Raw genomic sequence first — 16236 nt, forward strand, 5'->3', positions numbered from 1 at the left:
CATTTATGGATATTCTTAACTTTTTAGGTGGAAACGGATTATTTCTAATTTTAGGATTAGTGCTTATTGTAATTTATTTTTACAACCGAAACAAAAAACGTTAATGAGCAACATTCGTATTACAAAACAGTTTTCTTTTGAAGCCGGTCATGCGCTTTATGGTTATGATGGTAAGTGTAAAAACCTTCATGGGCATAGCTACCACTTATTTGTCACGGTAATTGGTGAACCTATATTAGACACATCGAATGTAAAGCATGGTATGGTAATAGACTTTGGTGACCTCAAAAGAATTGTAAATGAAGAGATCGTAGATGTTTTTGACCACTCTATGATATTTAATAAAAACACACCTCATCTAGAGTTAGCAAAAGAACTAATGGATAGAGAGCATCATATATTATTAGTTGACTATCAACCAACTACTGAAATGATGGTTATTGACTTTGCTAAAAAGATTAAAAAACGCTTACCAGAAAACATAAAACTTCATAGTTTAAAGCTACAAGAAACAGCTACCAGTTATGCTGAATGGTATGCTTCAGATAATGGATAACCCTCATCACATAGAAATTCTAAACGGTAAAAGCGTTTATTTTGCTTCAGACAATCACCTTGGTGCTCCAACATTAGAAGCTTCACGTCCGCGTGAAAAGAAATTTGTGGCTTGGCTAGATGAGGTTAAACAAGATGCGGCAGCCATCTTTCTGCTTGGTGATTTATTCGATTTTTGGTTCGAATATAAAACGGTAATCCCAAAAGGTTTTACAAGAGTTTTAGGTAAGCTTGCCGAAATTAGCGATTCTGGGATTCCTATATATTACTTTGTTGGTAATCATGATTTATGGATGAATGGTTATTTTGAAGAAGAACTCAATATTCCTGTGTTTCATAAACCCCAAGAATTTACTTTTAATACCACTACTTTCTTTATCGGCCACGGTGATGGATTAGGTCCTGGAGATAAGGGTTATAAGCGCATGAAAAAGGTGTTTAAAAGTCCATTTTTTAATTGGTTGTTTCGTTGGGGTCATCCAGATATAGGTATGCGAATAGCGCAATACTTTTCGGTCAAAAACAAACTCATTTCTGGAGATGATGATGCCAAGTTTCTAGGAGAAGAGAATGAGTGGTTAGTGCAATACAGCAAGAAAAAATTAGAAGAAAAACACAGAGACCATTTTGTGTTTGGTCATCGCCACCTGCCTTTAGAAATTGATCTAAGTGAAACTTCAAAATATACTAATCTTGGTGACTGGATTCAGTACTTTACCTATGGAGTATTTGACGGCGAAACTATGAGTTTAGAAACTTATAAATAGTCTACTTATCCAATAAAGCCTCTAAGTCCATTCTATCTAATAACCCATCAGGAAACAGATTGTTTTTAGCTTCAAAATCTTTAAGCGCGTCTGAAGTTATATTTCTAAAAACACCATCAATGGGCATCTCATATCCCTGAGCTTTTAGTAGCTTTTGAACCTCATAGATATAAGCGCTTTTTTGACCTATTCTTATAGTAAGACTAGGGAAGTTGTCTAACATCTTGGTCTTAAAAGTGTTGTGCTGTTTTTCCTTTTTGTAAGCTTCAATTGTAGTGTTTGTATGTTCTAAGTGCTTTATGTCTTCATTGTTCAAGCCCTTATCTTTAAAGTCTTTTGAGGCTTTTAGCTTGGCTTCATAAAATTTAACTTTAGCCAACTTCTTTGCATATTCATTAACTACGACTTTAGTTTGTTCATCTTCATCTTCTGGGTGTACTGCATCGATGCTATTTGCTGACCATTGCATTGTTCTGTAACTATTTAAGCTTTCTACAGCTTCGTAATACTTGAAAAGCAGTTCTTGATTGTGATAATTGATGTCAATCGCTTCACTTATATTATAATTAGTACTTTCAGGATGATAACGTTTATAATCATCGTATTTGTTGTATGCGAACAAAAGGAGGATTACTACAAGAATAAAAATCAATAGCTTTTTCATATTGAGGGAAGATTTTAGTGGAATAAATATAAAGTTTCCTCAATAAATAAAGTAGAAAGTATTTCAGAATTTCTATGACTGGTGGTTCTCAATGTCATCTTGTAAGTCTAACCTTCTAAGTTGTTTGTTTTTAATACTCATTACAATAACAGTAATAAGTGTTACAGTGCCTCCAAGCATTACAGCTAATGGTGCACCAAAAATTCGTGCAGCTATTCCGCTTTCAAGAGCACCTAGTTCATTTGAAGAACCCACAAACATAGAATTAACAGCACCAACTCTACCTCGCATTTCATCAGGTGTTTTTAATTGTAAAATGGTTTGTCGCACTACCATAGAGATTCCGTCGAAAACACCAGAAAAAAATAAGGCTAAAACGCTAAGCCACATTAATTTTGAAGCCCCAAAAATTATCATACAAATACCAAAGCCAAATACCGAAACCAATAGCTTCTTACCTGTGCTTTTTGTAATAGGAATATAGGTCGTAGCTAGCATGGTAATAATACTACCCGAAGATAATGCCGCATTTAATATACCAAATCCTTTAGGTCCTGCATCTAAAATATCTTTTGCAAATACAGCAAATATGGCTACAGCACCACCAAACAAAACAGCAATCATATCTAGAGTTAAAGCACCTAAAACCACTTTATCGTTAAACACAAATCTTAATCCAACTTTTAAACTCTCTTTTACAGACTCATTGGTTTTTTTGTTTAAAATAGGTTTTATGCCAATTCTAAAAACAAGCAATAATGCAATGACAACTAACAAAAAGATAATTCCAAGTGTATAATTAACACCTATCCATGCAATTAAAAACCCACCACACAATGCACCAAAAACGGCTGCACCTTTCCATGTACTGCTACTCCATGTTGCGGCATTAGGATAAGCGCTTTTTGGAACTAAAAGCGCGATAAGCGAAAATATAGTTGGGCCGAAAAATGCTCTTAATACACCACCAAAAAAGACTAATCCATAAATACCAAATAAAATAGTATTAGTCTCCCATGAAGACTCAACACTGTTTGAAGTCAACCAAAACAACCCGAAACTTATTAGAGAAAATAGTGAGATACAGGTTAAAAAGAGGTTTCGCTTTTCTTTTCGATCTGCAATATGCCCAGCAAAAGGCGCTAGGAAAAACGCAGGAATAAACTCGCAAAGACCTATAATACCAAGACTTAATTCGTCATTAGTCATAGCATACACTTGCCATTCAATAACTACAAATTGCATAGACCAACCAAATACTAAAGCAAAGCGTGCCAACAAAAAAATCTTAAACTCTTTGAATCTAAGCGCTGCATATGGGTCGTTTTTCTGCAAAATACTAAGCTTTTAAATCTTTTAATTTTAATTGTAAACTCACATTACCATTCCAATGGTTTTCGTCAATAGTATAAGCTATATCAAACGGTTTTTGGTTTTTAACAAGGTCTATTTTTTTTCCCAAACCAAAGGCTATAGACACAATATTTTCTGTGCCTGTTTGTGTAGCAGTAAATCGTAAATGCTTATCATCTTCACCAACACATTTCCCCCAACCAGTGTCTTTTACGTTTTGGGTCATAAATACTGGTGTCATATTACCAGGTCCAAAAGGTGCAAATTGACGAATGATTCGATATAACCTATTGTCAATTCTATTAAGGTTAATTTCTAAATCTACGCTAATTTCTGGGGTCAATAATTTAGATTCAATTGTATCCTTAACAACCTCTTCAAATTTTGCCTTAAAAGCCTTATAGTTTTCAGGTAATAATGTTAATCCAGCCGCATACTTGTGCCCACCAAATTGTTCGATATATTCACTACAAGCTTCGAGAGCATTATACACATCAAATCCTTTTACAGAGCGTGCAGAAGCTGCTAACTTGTCTCCACTTTTAGTAAATACTAAAGTTGGCCTATAATAGGTTTCTGTAAGTCGCGACGCTACAATGCCAATAACACCTTTGTGCCATTCTTCATCATAAACTACGGTTGTAAATCTATCTTGCTCGTTTTTTTCTTCAATTTGTAGTAAAGCCTCCTCTGTAATGCGCTTATCGGCTTCTCTTCTATCTGTGTTGTACTGATTAATATCAATAGCATATTCGGCAGCGAGATTAAAATCGGTTTCAGTTAAAAGGGTCACGGCATGATTACCATGTTTCATTCTACCAGCAGCATTAATTCTTGGCGCAAGAATAAATACTACATCTGTAATGCTTAGCTCATCTTTTTTTACCTCAGTAATGATTGCTTTCATTCCTGGTCTAGGATTAGCGTTGATAACTTGCAAACCAAAGTAAGCCAGTACTCTATTTTCGCCTGTCATGGGAACGATATCTGCACCTATAGCCGTAGCAACCAAATCGAGATACTCAACTAATTCCTCAACACTTTGTTCTTCTTTTGATGCTAAAGCCGAAATTAATTTAAACCCAACACCACATCCACAAAGCTCTTTATAAGGATATTCACAGTCTTCGCGTTTAGGGTCTAAAATAGCTATTGCATCAGGAAGTTCCTCTCCTGGTCTATGGTGGTCGCAGACTATAAAATCAATGCCTTTTTCTGTTGCATAAGCAATTTTATCGACCGCTTTAACACCACAATCTAAAGCAATAATTAATGAGAAGTCATTATCGTGAGCAAAGTCAATGCCTTTATAAGAAATCCCATAACCTTCATCATATCGGTCTGGAATGTAAGTCGCTACAGAATCAATTCTTGTTTTTAAATACGATGACATTAACGCCACTGATGTTGTGCCATCAACATCATAATCGCCATAAACCAAAATGTTTTCGCCTTTTGAAATAGCAGTTTCAATTCGTGTTACAGCCTTATCCATATCTTTCATTAAGAATGGATCGTGCAAATGGTCTAAACTAGGTCTGAAAAATGTTTTTGCGGCATCATAAGTTTCAATGCCACGTTGCAATAATAAAATAGCAACAATATCGTCAACTTGAAGTGCTTCTTTTAAGGCCTCAATTTTTGAAGTCTCTGGTTTTGGTTTAAGCGTCCAACGCATATATTTATTTACTATCTCTTTGTGGCAATATGATAAAATATGCTTGTTTCTATCTTAGCAAATTGTCTAAACATTTCCATAACACCGCAGTACTTTTCTACTGATAGATTTACAGCACGTTCGCACTTCTTTTTATTTAAATCCGAACCATAAAAATGATATTCTACAACAACTGAATGGTAGTATCTTGGATGCTCATCCGTCAACTCACCCGAAACTTCGATTTTAAAATCATCAATTTCCTCATTCATTTTATCCAAAATTGAAATAACATCTAAAGCGGAGCAACCTGCTAAAGAAGATAGCATCATAGCCTTTGGCGAAAGACCAAAACGTTCATCTTGCCCTTCAATATTAGTGTCCATGACAACGGTTTTTCCACTTGGGTTATCTGATTCAAAGGTTAAACCGCCTTTCCAGTGCGTAGTGATTTTATCTGCCATTTCTTTAAAGTTAATACGTTATGAGTGCCTAAAGTTACTAAGTAAAAATGGATAAAAACGTATTAAAGTTTAGTTTGTAATGCCGAAGGACTTTAATTAATTTAGACACTTGAAATTTTAAGTATTTTTAGACTATGGCATTAGTAACTCCGTTATCTCCGGAACATGATTTAGAAACCAAAAAACTAGCAGAATTCTTTAACGAGACTCTTGGGTTTTGTCCAAATTCTGTACTTACAATGCAACGCAGACCTGCAATTAGTAAAGCATTTATCAACTTAAATAAAGCCGTTATGGCTAATGAAGGTCGCGTAACTTCTGCATTAAAACGTATGATTGCTTGGGTAAGTAGTAATGCTACTGGTTGTCGTTATTGCCAGGCTCATGCTATTAGAGCTGCTGAGCGTTATGGTGCAGAACAAGAACAACTAGATAACATTTGGGAATACAAAACACATCCCGCATTTTCTGATGCTGAACGCGCTGCTTTAGACTTTAGTTTAGCTGCATCCTTAGTGCCAAATGCTGTAGATGCTGATATTAAAAAACGCCTGTACGAGCATTGGGATGAAGGCGAGATTGTTGAGATGCTTGGTGTAATTTCTTTATTTGGTTACCTCAATCGATGGAACGATAGTATGGGAACTGATATTGAAACCGGTGCTGTTGAAAGTGCTGACCAATACCTTGGTAAACACGGTTGGGAAAGCGGAAAGCATGATGGAAGTAAGTATTAAATTGTCATTCCTGTGAAAACAGGAATCTAAATTATAAGATAAACCTCATCAGAAATGGTGAGGTTTTTATATGATTTCTTTTATTCTTTCTTTCAACTCAGGTACTACCAATTCTTCAAACCAGGGGTTTTTTGCACGCCAAAATCGATTTGTAGGTGACGGATGTGGAATAGGAAAATACATGGGCAAATAGCTTTTATATTCGCCAACAGTTTCAGTTAATGTTCTTTTAGCTTTGTCTTTTAAATAGTGCTTCTGTGCATAAGTGCCAATTAAAATAATAAGGGCAACATTAGGCATTTCTTTAAGCAGTAAATCGTGCCATTGAGGTGCGCATTCTGGTCGTGGTGGTAAATCGCCTGTTTTGGCTTTGCCCGGGTAACAAAAACCCATTGGTACAATAGCAAAATTCTCGGTATTGTAAAATTGCGCGTTAGTAACACCTAGCCATTCTTTAAGTTTTTTGCCACTTTGGTCATCCCAAGGTATTCCTGAAGCATGTACTTTAGTACCTGGCGCTTGACCTATAATTATAATTTTAGATTTTATATGCCCAGTAACAACTGGCCTTGGACCTAAAGGCAAATGGTCTTTACAAATAGTACATTGGCTGATATTGTGGAGTAACTCTTTCACTTAAACTTTTACAGACATAACCCTAGATAAATTGAACTTGGTTAGACACAAATTACATTAGTTCTCACTAATCGCTTCGTGTTAATTCGAGAAATTCGTGTCAATTTTTACCACCAACCACTATAACAATCTCGCCTTTTGGCGGCTTATTGGTGTAATGTTCTAAAACCTCCTTAGCTGTACCTCGAATCGTTTCTTCATATAGCTTTGTAAGCTCTCTAGACACTGATACTTTTCGGTCTTCGCCAAAATATTCACAAAAATTGGTAAGTGTTTTTATAAGCTTATGTGGGCTTTCGTAAAACATCATCGTACGTGTTTCTTCAGCCAATAACTTTAAGCGGGTTTGGCGCCCTTTCTTTACGGGTAAAAAGCCTTCGAAAACAAATTTATCGTTTGGTAAGCCACTATTTACAAGTGCTGGAACAAATGCTGTTGCACCTGGCAAGCACTCTACATCAATATGATGCTCAACACAAGCTCTAACCAACAAAAATCCAGGATCTGATATTGCAGGTGTTCCGGCATCGCTAATAACTGCTATAGACACTCCTGACTTTAGTTTTTCAACTAAACCATCAACTGTTTTATGCTCATTGTGCATGTGATGACTTTGCATTTGTGTTGAAATTTCGAAATGCTTAAGAAGTTTGCCTGATGTACGTGTGTCTTCGGCTAAGATTAAATCAACCTCATTTAAAACCTCGATAGCCCTGAAGGTGATATCTTTTAGATTCCCGATTGGTGTTGGTACAAGGTAGAGTTTACTCATGCTTACTTTCCGCGAAAGCGGTAATCTTTTAATTCGTATCTAATCTCTAATATGCTTTCCTAAAAAGTACGATGGAAGTATCACAATTAAGCCATAAAGCGAAAACCCAATAAGGTCATGACCCGCATGATAATGTGCTGCTGTTGCTAAAACCAAGTCAAAAAAGAAACCTGCATAAGCCCATTCTGTTAACCATTTGCTCTGTCTCCATAAAATCATGACTATACCTAATACTTTTAAAACAGCTAACGGAATGACGATATAAGTAGGGTAATTAAAACTTTCAAAAAAGCCTTTTACCATTTCTGTTTTTGTAAAATACATCGAAGCAGAAAACAGCATTATTCCACACAAGACTAGGGTTGTAATCCAATAAATAACTTGTTTTACACGCATGTATTAATTGAATTTCCCTTCAACAATTTCAAGAAAACGCTCTTCGTATTCTTCTTTGCCGTCCCAATTGTTATAATCTGGTTTTACTAATTGATGAATAAAATCTTGCGCTTCTTGCAAACTTGTAGCGGTATTTACTTGAGAGATTACGCGCTCATAATCTTCGGTCTTTCCATCAAACAGGTGCTTAACAAATGCTATTTTATCATTAAGCCCTATTTGTAATCCTCCAGATTTTAGTTTATCATTTAAAGATTTCACCTTTTGCTCAGCTTCTCTTTTTTGCGCTTCTTCTATAGGTTCAAATTCTGGTAAATCTTTAAAATCTTGAGTTATGGTTTCAAATTCTATCGTTTTAGCTTGCCCGTTCGATGCTGCTTTAACTTCTTTTGTTTCTTCAGCCTCAGTCTCCTCAGGCATAAAAGCAACCATGTCTTTAATCTTATTCATCACTGGCTCGATAATGCCATCATCTTCACGCTCGTCAAGGTTAACATAAACTTTATTTTCCACCTCTATGTTGTCACTAATCTTATTGTTGAAAGCAGTGTCTAGCATTTCAAAAAACGACGAATCGTTACCAATAGTTGGTAAATTCTCTTCAAAGTTTTCTTGAGCAAATTTTAAAACCGTTAACTTTTCGTATAACGCCGCAACTTCTTCGTGCATACGATTAACGTCTTCTTTACCGGTTAACTTTAGAATCCTATGAGCTATACTAATTAATTCTGATTCTAATTTCTTTTTCATCTATTCTAAATTTTTAGTAGTAAAAGAAGAAACTAAAAATTTCTTCATATTCAGGAATTGATATAAAAAACTATATCACAACACTTCAATTTGTTGAGATAATTTCTTTATGTTCATTTCATCAATTTTACTTTTGATTTTTAATTTTTTTGATTGACCTTTATACAAACGAATTATGACTACGTTTTAGTGCTAAAATTACGAAATGTTTCTTGAAAATACAGTAAATCATAAAGAACAATTTGGGTGGATTGAGGTGATTTGTGGGTCGATGTTCTCTGGGAAAACTGAGGAACTTATTCGCAGATTAAAACGCGCTCAATTTGCCAGACAAAAAGTTGAAATTTTTAAACCGGCCGTAGATGTGCGTTACGATGAAGATAAAGTTGTATCGCATGATGCTAACGAAATTAGATCTACGCCAGTACCTGCAGCGGCCAACATACCTATATTAGCAGATGGTTGTGATGTGGTCGGTATAGATGAAGCTCAGTTTTTTGATGACGAAATTGTAAGTGTTTGTAATGACTTAGCGAACAAAGGTGTTCGTGTTATTGTTGCCGGTCTAGATATGGATTTTAAAGGCAACCCATTTGGTCCAATGCCTTATTTAATGGCAACTGCAGAATATGTTACTAAAGTACATGCGGTGTGCACAAAAACAGGAAATCTAGCACAATACAGCTACAGAAAAGCTAAAAGTGACGACCTTGTATTACTTGGTGAAGTCGATGAATACGAGCCTCTGAGCCGAGCTGCGTTTTATAAGTGTATGCTTCGCGAAAAATTACGACAGATGAAGGTTAAAGATGCTGAAGAAGTATCTACAAAACAAAAGAATTCTGATGCCTAAAGCGCAAGAAACCATCTTAGAACTTGATCTAAATGCGCTTACGCATAACTATAACTATTTAAAATCTAAATTAAAGCCTGAAACCAAATTTTTGGCTGTTGTCAAGGCTTTTGCTTATGGTAGTGATTCTGAAATAATCGCCACACACCTCCAATCTCTTGAGGTAGATTATTTTGCCGTAGCTTACACTAAAGAAGGTGTAAACCTCAGAGATGCCGGAATTACAAAACCCATATTAGTACTTCACCCTCAAGTTGCGAACTTTAAAACCATAATTGAACGCTGTTTAGAACCTAGCTTGTACAGTCCAAGAATTCTAAAAGAGTTTGTAAAGACTGCTGAGCAAGAAAAACAAAACGATTATCCTGTTCATATTAAATTTAATACCGGACTTAACCGTTTAGGCTTTTGGCATAATGATGTTGATTTTATAAGTTCCCAATTAGAAAGTACTACGGCTATAAAAGTTAAATCATTGTTTTCACATTTGGCTGCTAGTGAGGATGAGAAAGAACGCGATTTTACATTAATACAGATAGAGGATTTCAATAAGATTTCTAATGACTTTGAATCTAAAATGGGTTATAAGCCGTGGTTACATATGTGTAATACCTCTGGTGTTATAAACTATCCTCAAGCCCATTTTGATATGGTGCGATGCGGTATTGGGTTGTATGGTTTTGGAAACTCAGCAAAAGAAGACAAAAACCTCAAGCCAATGGCAAGTTTAAAATCTATCATTTCTCAAATTCATTTAATAGAAAAGGACGAATCCGTTGGTTATAATAGAGCTTACAAGGCCAAAGGATTTGAAAAAACGGCGACGATCCCTATTGGTCATGCTGATGGTGTGTCTAGAAGCTACGGAAACGAAAATGGCTATGTCATCGTTAATGGCCAAAAAGCACCAATAATAGGTAATGTGTGTATGGACATGATAATGATAAATATCACCAACATAGATTGTAAAGAAGGTGATGAAGTTATAGTGTTCGATGATAATTTTAAAGCATCAGATTTAGCAGAATCTGCAAATACTATTTCCTACGAAATATTAACGGCTATTTCTCAAAGGGTAAGTCGAGTTGTCAGTAAATAAATGGGTTTCAAATTTTTAAGTGTGACTATTTTGAGTAAATTAGTGTCTCACTAACGTAATACTAACTATAAAAAACCCTTTACAATGTTAAAAGAATTTAAGGAATTTGCAATGAAAGGCAATCTCGTAGATATTGCTGTTGCATTTGTTATGGGTGCCGCTTTCAATAAGGTTGTGACGGCATTTACCGGAGGTATCGTTTCTCCGCTTATCGGTTTAATTTTCGACACTAACTTTAAAGATCTTAAGTGGATCGTTAAAGAGGGTGCGCTAAATGATGCTGGTGAAAAAGTTGGCGAAGTAGCAGTCCTTTATGGTGATTTTATCACTAATTTATTAGACTTCATCATTGTTGCTTTTGTAATGTTTATGCTTATCAAGGGCATCAACAAAATGAAGAAAAAAGAAGAGCCTGCTCCTGAAGCTCCAGCAGGACCATCTGAAATCGATTTATTAACCGAAATCAGAGATGCATTAAAAAAATAATATAGCTACCGCTACATTACATATTTTTAACAAAACCGCTTCAATGTGTGAAGCGGTTCTTTTTTTGTAATTTTTTTAATTCTTCAATGACATAAATACCTACATTTGAAGTCAAATTTTTAATAGAAGAAGATGAAGATAGCTATTGTTGGCGCTACTGGACTTGTTGGCACAGTAATGCTTAAAGTTTTAGAAGAACGTAATTTTCAACACGACGAGCTACTATTGGTAGCCTCTGAGCGATCAGTTGGTAAGGAAATTAAATATAAAGATGGTGTTATTAAAGTCATTAGTATACCTGATGCCATATCCCAAAAACCTGATATCGCTTTGTTTTCTGCAGGTGGAAGCACATCTCTAGAATGGGCGCCAAAATTTGCAGAAGCTGGTACTACAGTTATTGATAATTCGTCTGCTTGGCGAATGGATCAAAATAAAAAATTAGTAGTCCCAGAAATTAACGCAAATCAGCTCACAAGGAGTGATAAAATTATTGCTAATCCAAACTGTTCTACCATACAAATGGTAATGGCATTAGCACCACTACATAAAGAATATAAAATAAAACGTATCGTAGTTTCTACCTACCAATCCGTTTCAGGAACTGGTGTTAAAGCTGTAGAGCAATTAGAAAATGAGATTGCTGGTAGAGATGGCGAAATGGCATACCCGTATCCAATTGCTAAAAATGCAATACCTCATTGTGACATTTTTGAAGAGAATGGCTATACAAAGGAAGAAATGAAACTCGTTCGTGAGACACAAAAAATCCTGGATGATAGAACCATTGCGGTAACCGCAACTGCTGTTCGTATCCCAACTGCTGGCGGTCATAGTGAAGCTGTAAATATTGAATTCGAAAATGATTTTGAATTGGACAGAGTTAGAGAATTATTAAGCAATACCGATGGTGTTGTGCTTCAAGATAATTTAGAAACAAACTCTTACCCTATGCCAATGTATGCCAACGGAAAAGACGACGTTTTTGTTGGACGAATTCGTCGCGACGGATCACAACCAAACTCGCTTAATATGTGGATTGTAAGTGACAACTTAAGAAAAGGTGCTGCTACAAATACAGTACAAATTGCCGAGTATCTTGTGGCTAATAATTTAGTCTAGCTTTTTGAGTGTTTTAACAACGTCAAAAAAATCTTAAAAAAGCACCTTTATTAACTCTAAAGGTGCTTTTTTATTTAATTTTAGGCGAATTAATTATAGCCTAAACCATGAAACGTATACCGTACCTAGTATTAGCAATCGTATTATTTATGTCTTGTGAAAACGAAAAAAAAGAAAATATAATAAAAGTAAATTACCCCGAAACTGCACAAATTGAACATTCTGACACCTATTTTGGAGAAGAAGTTAAAGACCCTTATCGTTGGCTCGAAGACGATAGAAGTGCCGAAACAGAAGCTTGGGTAAAAACTCAAAATGGTGTTACTGGTGAATACTTGGATAATATTCCTTATCGTGAAAAATTAAAAGAACGTTTATCTAAACTTTGGAATTACGAAAAAGTAGGAGCGCCTTTTATCGAAGGTGATTATACATATTTCTATAAAAACGATGGTCTTCAAAATCAGTATGTGATTTACAGATATAAAACTAATGCTGACCCAGAAACTGCTGAAGTATTCATCGATCCAAATACATTTACAGAAGATGGCACAATCTCTCTAGGCGGTACTAGTTTTTCAAAAAATGGAAAAATCCTTGCATATTCTATTTCTGAAGGTGGAAGTGATTGGCGTAAAATCTTAATCATGGATACCGAGTCTAAAGAAATTATTGAAGATACTTTAGTAGATATTAAATTTAGTGGCATGTCTTGGTATAAAAATGAAGGCTTTTATTATTCAAGTTATGACAAACCAAAAGGCAGTGAGCTATCTGCTAAAACAGACCAGCATAAGGTTTACTACCATGAGCTGGGCACCAAGCAATCTAACGATAAATTAGTCTATGGTGGCACACCTGAAGAAAAACATCGCTATATCTATGGTGGCGTTACTGAAGACGATAGATATCTTATCATCACACCAAGAGTTTCAACTTCAGGAAACAAAATGATGATAAAAGATTTAACTAAGCCTAATTCAGAATTTATAACCATTTTAGACCATACAGATAGTGATTCATATATTATAGAGAATGTTGGTTCTAAGCTATATATCGTTACTAACTTAAATGCACCTAATCAGAAAATTGTTACTGTTGATGCTGAAAATCCTAGTCCTGAAAATTGGGTTGATTTTATTCCAGAAACTGAAAACGTATTAAGTCCATCAACCGGTGGTGGCAACTTCTTTGCTGAATATATGGTTGATGCGGTTTCTAAAGTTTTACAGTACGATTATGACGGTAAACTTATAAGAGAAGTTGAACTACCTGGTGTTGGTTCTGCTGGTGGGTTTGGTGCAAAAAAAGAAGATACAGAATTATACTACTCATTTACTAATTATGTAACTCCAGGAAGCATCTATAAGTTTAATATTAAAAATGGGACATCAGACCTGTTTCGTAAGCCAGATATTGATTTTAATCCTGAGGCATACGAAAGCACTCAGGTATTTTACAATTCAAAAGATGGTACAAAAGTGCCAATGATAATTACACACAAAAAAGGCTTAGAACTAAACGGTAAAAACCCAACAATTCTCTATGGTTATGGTGGATTCAATATCAGCTTAACGCCTAGCTTTAGTATCACTAATGCCATTTGGATGGAGCAAGGTGGTATTTATGCAGTACCAAATCTTCGTGGTGGTGGCGAGTACGGTAAAGCTTGGCATGATGCAGGAACCCAAATGCAAAAACAAAATGTATTCGATGACTTCATTGCAGCTGCCGAATATCTTATAGCAAGTAATTATACCTCTTCAGATTACCTTGCTATTCGTGGAGGATCTAATGGTGGTTTATTAGTTGGAGCAACTATGACGCAACGTCCAGAATTAATGAAAGTAGCCTTACCTGCAGTAGGTGTATTAGATATGTTAAGATACCATACCTTTACTGCCGGCGCTGGTTGGGCATACGATTACGGAACAGCTGAAGACAGTAAAGAAATGTTCGATTACCTAAAAGGATATTCTCCTGTACATAATGTAAAGTCAGGTGTTGAATACCCAGCCACTATGGTGACCACGGGTGATCATGATGACCGTGTTGTGCCTGCGCATAGTTTTAAGTTTGCTGCCGAATTACAAGCAAAACAAACAGGCGACAATCCAACATTGATTCGTATTGAAACCGATGCTGGTCACGGTGCCGGTACTCCAGTAAGTAAAACCATTGAACAGTATGCAGACATTTTTGGGTTCACACTATTCAATATGGGCTTCAAAGCGCTTCCAAATGAAGATTTTAAAGATTAAATCTCAATATATAAAAACCTAAATTCATAACTGTCTGTTTATTAAAAAGCAGACAGTTTTTTAATGGTATTTTTGCAGTATGCTTCAAGTAAAACATATCGATTTTGCGTACGATAAGACTATTGTTTTAAACGACATTTCCTTCGTTGTTCAAAAAGGCGAAAATCTTGCTATTATTGGCGAAAGCGGTTCAGGAAAAAGCACATTACTAAAACTTATTTATGGTGAGTATGATTTAGATAAAGGTGAAATATATTGGAAAGACCTTCAAATTCTTGGTCCTAAATTCAACTTGGTTATTGGCTATGATTTTATGAAATCCGTTACACAAGAATTTGACCTAATGCCTTACATTACAGTTGAAGAAAATATCGGAAAATTCTTGTCGCGCTTTTATCTCGAAGAACGTCAAAGCCGTATTGATGAACTAGTAAAAGTTGTAGAACTTGAAGCTTTTGCCAAAACCAAAGTACAATACCTAAGCGGTGGTCAAAAGCAGCGTGTTGCCATTGCAAGAGCTTTAGCAAAAGCTCCCGAACTTTTATTGTTAGATGAGCCGTTTAGTCATATCGATAATTTTAAAAAGCAGTCTTTAAGACGTAATGTTTTTAAATATCTAAAAGAAAATAATATCACCTGTATTGTAGCGTCTCACGACAAAAACGACGTCCTTGGTTTTGCTGACAATATGTTGGTGTTAGACCAGGCAAAAATCATTGCTGAAGATAAACCTGAAGTACTTTATAATAACCCTAAATTACCTCTTATAGCTTCCTTTTTTGGAGAGTATAATGTTATCGATAGAAACATTTATTATGCCCATCAATTAAAAATAGTTGAATCCTCCGAATTAAAAGCCATAGTTAAGACCTCATACTTTAATGGAAATCATTGGTTAATTGAAGTAGAATTTAAAGGTGCTTCTATTTTTATCGAACATAAACAAGCTATTAAACCAGGGGTTAAAATTCAGTTTTCTATTAGCTCTTAATTGCATTAATAACCTCTGGTTTCAAAAAATAATTTTGAAAATTGAAAAATTAATCCCAATATTTGTACGCATTATAAGAATTAAAAACACACCTATATGAATCTATTTATAGCACATAATAAGGACGCAAATCTGCGCTGTTGTAGATATTTGTAGTGTAGATAAAACGATAAAATCTAACTAAAGCGTCCAAATAAATAATTTTGGACGCTTTTTTTATAAAAATTTTTCAATGCCTAAATGATGTGGCTTGATTAACTACATATCAGACCGTCAAGGACTTACAAATCTGAAGTAATTCGGACAGGCTTTCTATTGTCTAAAATTAGTGTAACTATTTGTTTTTCAGGTAATTAATTCTTATTTCTGTTTGGAAATTTCAAAAAATACATTTTATATTTGCATCGCATTATTGCAACAAAACAAGTATTAAAACGAAGTAAAATGTTTAATCTATATGTAAACAAAAGTATGTTAAGAGAACTAGGTTCTTTAGCATACATGCTTCGCGACGTCTTTCCTGATAGATAGAGTTCTATTTTCATCATACAAAGAGTCCGAAGCCCAATCGTTTCGGACTTTTTTGTATGCCTGTACTTCAAAACGTTTTGGCTCAAAACATCCGAAGAAATTTAACTATAACAAATTAAAATGAGAACTAAACAATTCCGAA

General features: G+C 35.2%; 17 protein-coding genes. 9 read left to right on the forward strand and 8 right to left on the reverse strand.

Going from position 1 to position 16236, the window contains the following annotated elements; all coding sequences use genetic code 11:
- Positions 1 to 103: 103 nt before the first annotated feature.
- Positions 104 to 556, forward strand: a complete 453-nt coding sequence (locus ED556_RS02520) for a 6-carboxytetrahydropterin synthase (RefSeq protein ID WP_296318996.1) — start codon at positions 104 to 106, stop codon at positions 554 to 556.
- 10 nt (positions 557 to 566) lie between these two features.
- Complete coding sequence (locus ED556_RS02525) at positions 567 to 1322, forward strand: UDP-2,3-diacylglucosamine diphosphatase (RefSeq protein ID WP_296319806.1); 756 nt, start codon at positions 567 to 569, stop codon at positions 1320 to 1322.
- A 1-nt stretch (position 1323) separates the two neighbouring features.
- Here ED556_RS02525 and ED556_RS02530 read toward each other — a convergent pair whose 3' ends face one another.
- The 4 genes from ED556_RS02530 to ED556_RS02545 all read right to left on the reverse strand — a co-directional run bounded on the left by ED556_RS02530 (position 1324) and on the right by ED556_RS02545 (position 5460).
- On the reverse strand, positions 1324 to 1986 hold the full coding sequence (locus tag ED556_RS02530) for a peptidoglycan-binding domain-containing protein (RefSeq protein WP_296318998.1): 663 nt from the start codon (positions 1984 to 1986) through the stop codon (positions 1324 to 1326).
- 72 nt (positions 1987 to 2058) lie between these two features.
- On the reverse strand, positions 2059 to 3321 hold the full coding sequence (locus tag ED556_RS02535) for an MFS transporter (RefSeq protein ID WP_296319000.1): 1263 nt from the start codon (positions 3319 to 3321) through the stop codon (positions 2059 to 2061).
- Between the two features lie 4 nt (positions 3322 to 3325).
- Complete coding sequence (gene recJ / locus ED556_RS02540) at positions 3326 to 5017, reverse strand: single-stranded-DNA-specific exonuclease RecJ (protein WP_296319002.1); 1692 nt, start codon at positions 5015 to 5017, stop codon at positions 3326 to 3328.
- Between the two features lie 11 nt (positions 5018 to 5028).
- The gene (locus ED556_RS02545; RefSeq protein ID WP_296319004.1) at positions 5029 to 5460 is read right to left on the reverse strand and encodes an OsmC family protein; all 432 of its coding nucleotides are present in this window, start codon (positions 5458 to 5460) and stop codon (positions 5029 to 5031) included.
- Positions 5461 to 5594: 134 nt separating this feature from the next.
- Here ED556_RS02545 and ED556_RS02550 point away from each other — a divergent pair, with 134 nt between their 5' ends.
- Positions 5595 to 6197, forward strand: coding sequence for a carboxymuconolactone decarboxylase family protein (locus ED556_RS02550; RefSeq protein WP_296319006.1), 603 nt, complete (start codon positions 5595 to 5597; stop codon positions 6195 to 6197).
- Between the two features lie 66 nt (positions 6198 to 6263).
- Here ED556_RS02550 and ED556_RS02555 read toward each other — a convergent pair whose 3' ends face one another.
- The 4 genes from ED556_RS02555 to ED556_RS02570 form a co-directional block, all read right to left on the reverse strand.
- Complete coding sequence (locus ED556_RS02555) at positions 6264 to 6833, reverse strand: uracil-DNA glycosylase family protein (RefSeq protein ID WP_296319008.1); 570 nt, start codon at positions 6831 to 6833, stop codon at positions 6264 to 6266.
- 100 nt (positions 6834 to 6933) lie between these two features.
- Positions 6934 to 7605, reverse strand: coding sequence for a 16S rRNA (cytidine(1402)-2'-O)-methyltransferase (gene rsmI / locus ED556_RS02560; RefSeq protein WP_296319010.1), 672 nt, complete (start codon positions 7603 to 7605; stop codon positions 6934 to 6936).
- Between the two features lie 39 nt (positions 7606 to 7644).
- A complete protein-coding gene (locus ED556_RS02565) occupies positions 7645 to 8001 on the reverse strand; it encodes a DoxX family protein (RefSeq protein ID WP_296319012.1) in 357 nt (118 codons plus the stop codon).
- Positions 8002 to 8004: 3 nt separating this feature from the next.
- Positions 8005 to 8751 carry a hypothetical protein gene (locus ED556_RS02570; protein ID WP_296319014.1) on the reverse strand — a complete coding sequence of 249 codons (747 nt, stop codon included), beginning with the start codon at positions 8749 to 8751 and terminating at the stop codon, positions 8005 to 8007.
- 205 nt (positions 8752 to 8956) lie between these two features.
- Here ED556_RS02570 and ED556_RS02575 point away from each other — a divergent pair, with 205 nt between their 5' ends.
- The 6 genes from ED556_RS02575 (at position 8957) to ED556_RS02600 (ending at position 15563) form a co-directional block, all read left to right on the forward strand.
- On the forward strand, positions 8957 to 9604 hold the full coding sequence (locus tag ED556_RS02575; RefSeq protein WP_296319016.1) for a thymidine kinase: 648 nt from the start codon (positions 8957 to 8959) through the stop codon (positions 9602 to 9604).
- Positions 9597 to 10703 carry an alanine racemase gene (alr, locus tag ED556_RS02580; RefSeq protein ID WP_296319018.1) on the forward strand — a complete coding sequence of 369 codons (1107 nt, stop codon included), beginning with the start codon at positions 9597 to 9599 and terminating at the stop codon, positions 10701 to 10703. The genes ED556_RS02575 and alr overlap by 8 nt, the downstream gene beginning before the upstream one ends.
- Before the next feature lie 84 nt (positions 10704 to 10787).
- A complete protein-coding gene (gene mscL / locus ED556_RS02585; protein WP_296319020.1) occupies positions 10788 to 11189 on the forward strand; it encodes a large-conductance mechanosensitive channel protein MscL in 402 nt (133 codons plus the stop codon).
- Positions 11190 to 11321: 132 nt separating this feature from the next.
- Positions 11322 to 12311: an aspartate-semialdehyde dehydrogenase gene (locus ED556_RS02590; protein ID WP_296319022.1), complete on the forward strand. Its 990-nt coding sequence runs from the start codon at positions 11322 to 11324 to the stop codon at positions 12309 to 12311.
- A gap of 107 nt (positions 12312 to 12418) precedes the next feature.
- Positions 12419 to 14572, forward strand: a complete 2154-nt coding sequence (locus ED556_RS02595; RefSeq protein ID WP_296319023.1) for a prolyl oligopeptidase family serine peptidase — start codon at positions 12419 to 12421, stop codon at positions 14570 to 14572.
- Positions 14573 to 14651: 79 nt separating this feature from the next.
- On the forward strand, positions 14652 to 15563 hold the full coding sequence (locus tag ED556_RS02600; protein WP_296319025.1) for an ABC transporter ATP-binding protein: 912 nt from the start codon (positions 14652 to 14654) through the stop codon (positions 15561 to 15563).
- The last annotated feature ends 673 nt before the right edge of the window (positions 15564 to 16236 follow it).

Source organism: Winogradskyella sp., from assembly GCF_003712105.1.
Classification (GTDB): Bacteria; Bacteroidota; Bacteroidia; order Flavobacteriales; family Flavobacteriaceae; genus Winogradskyella.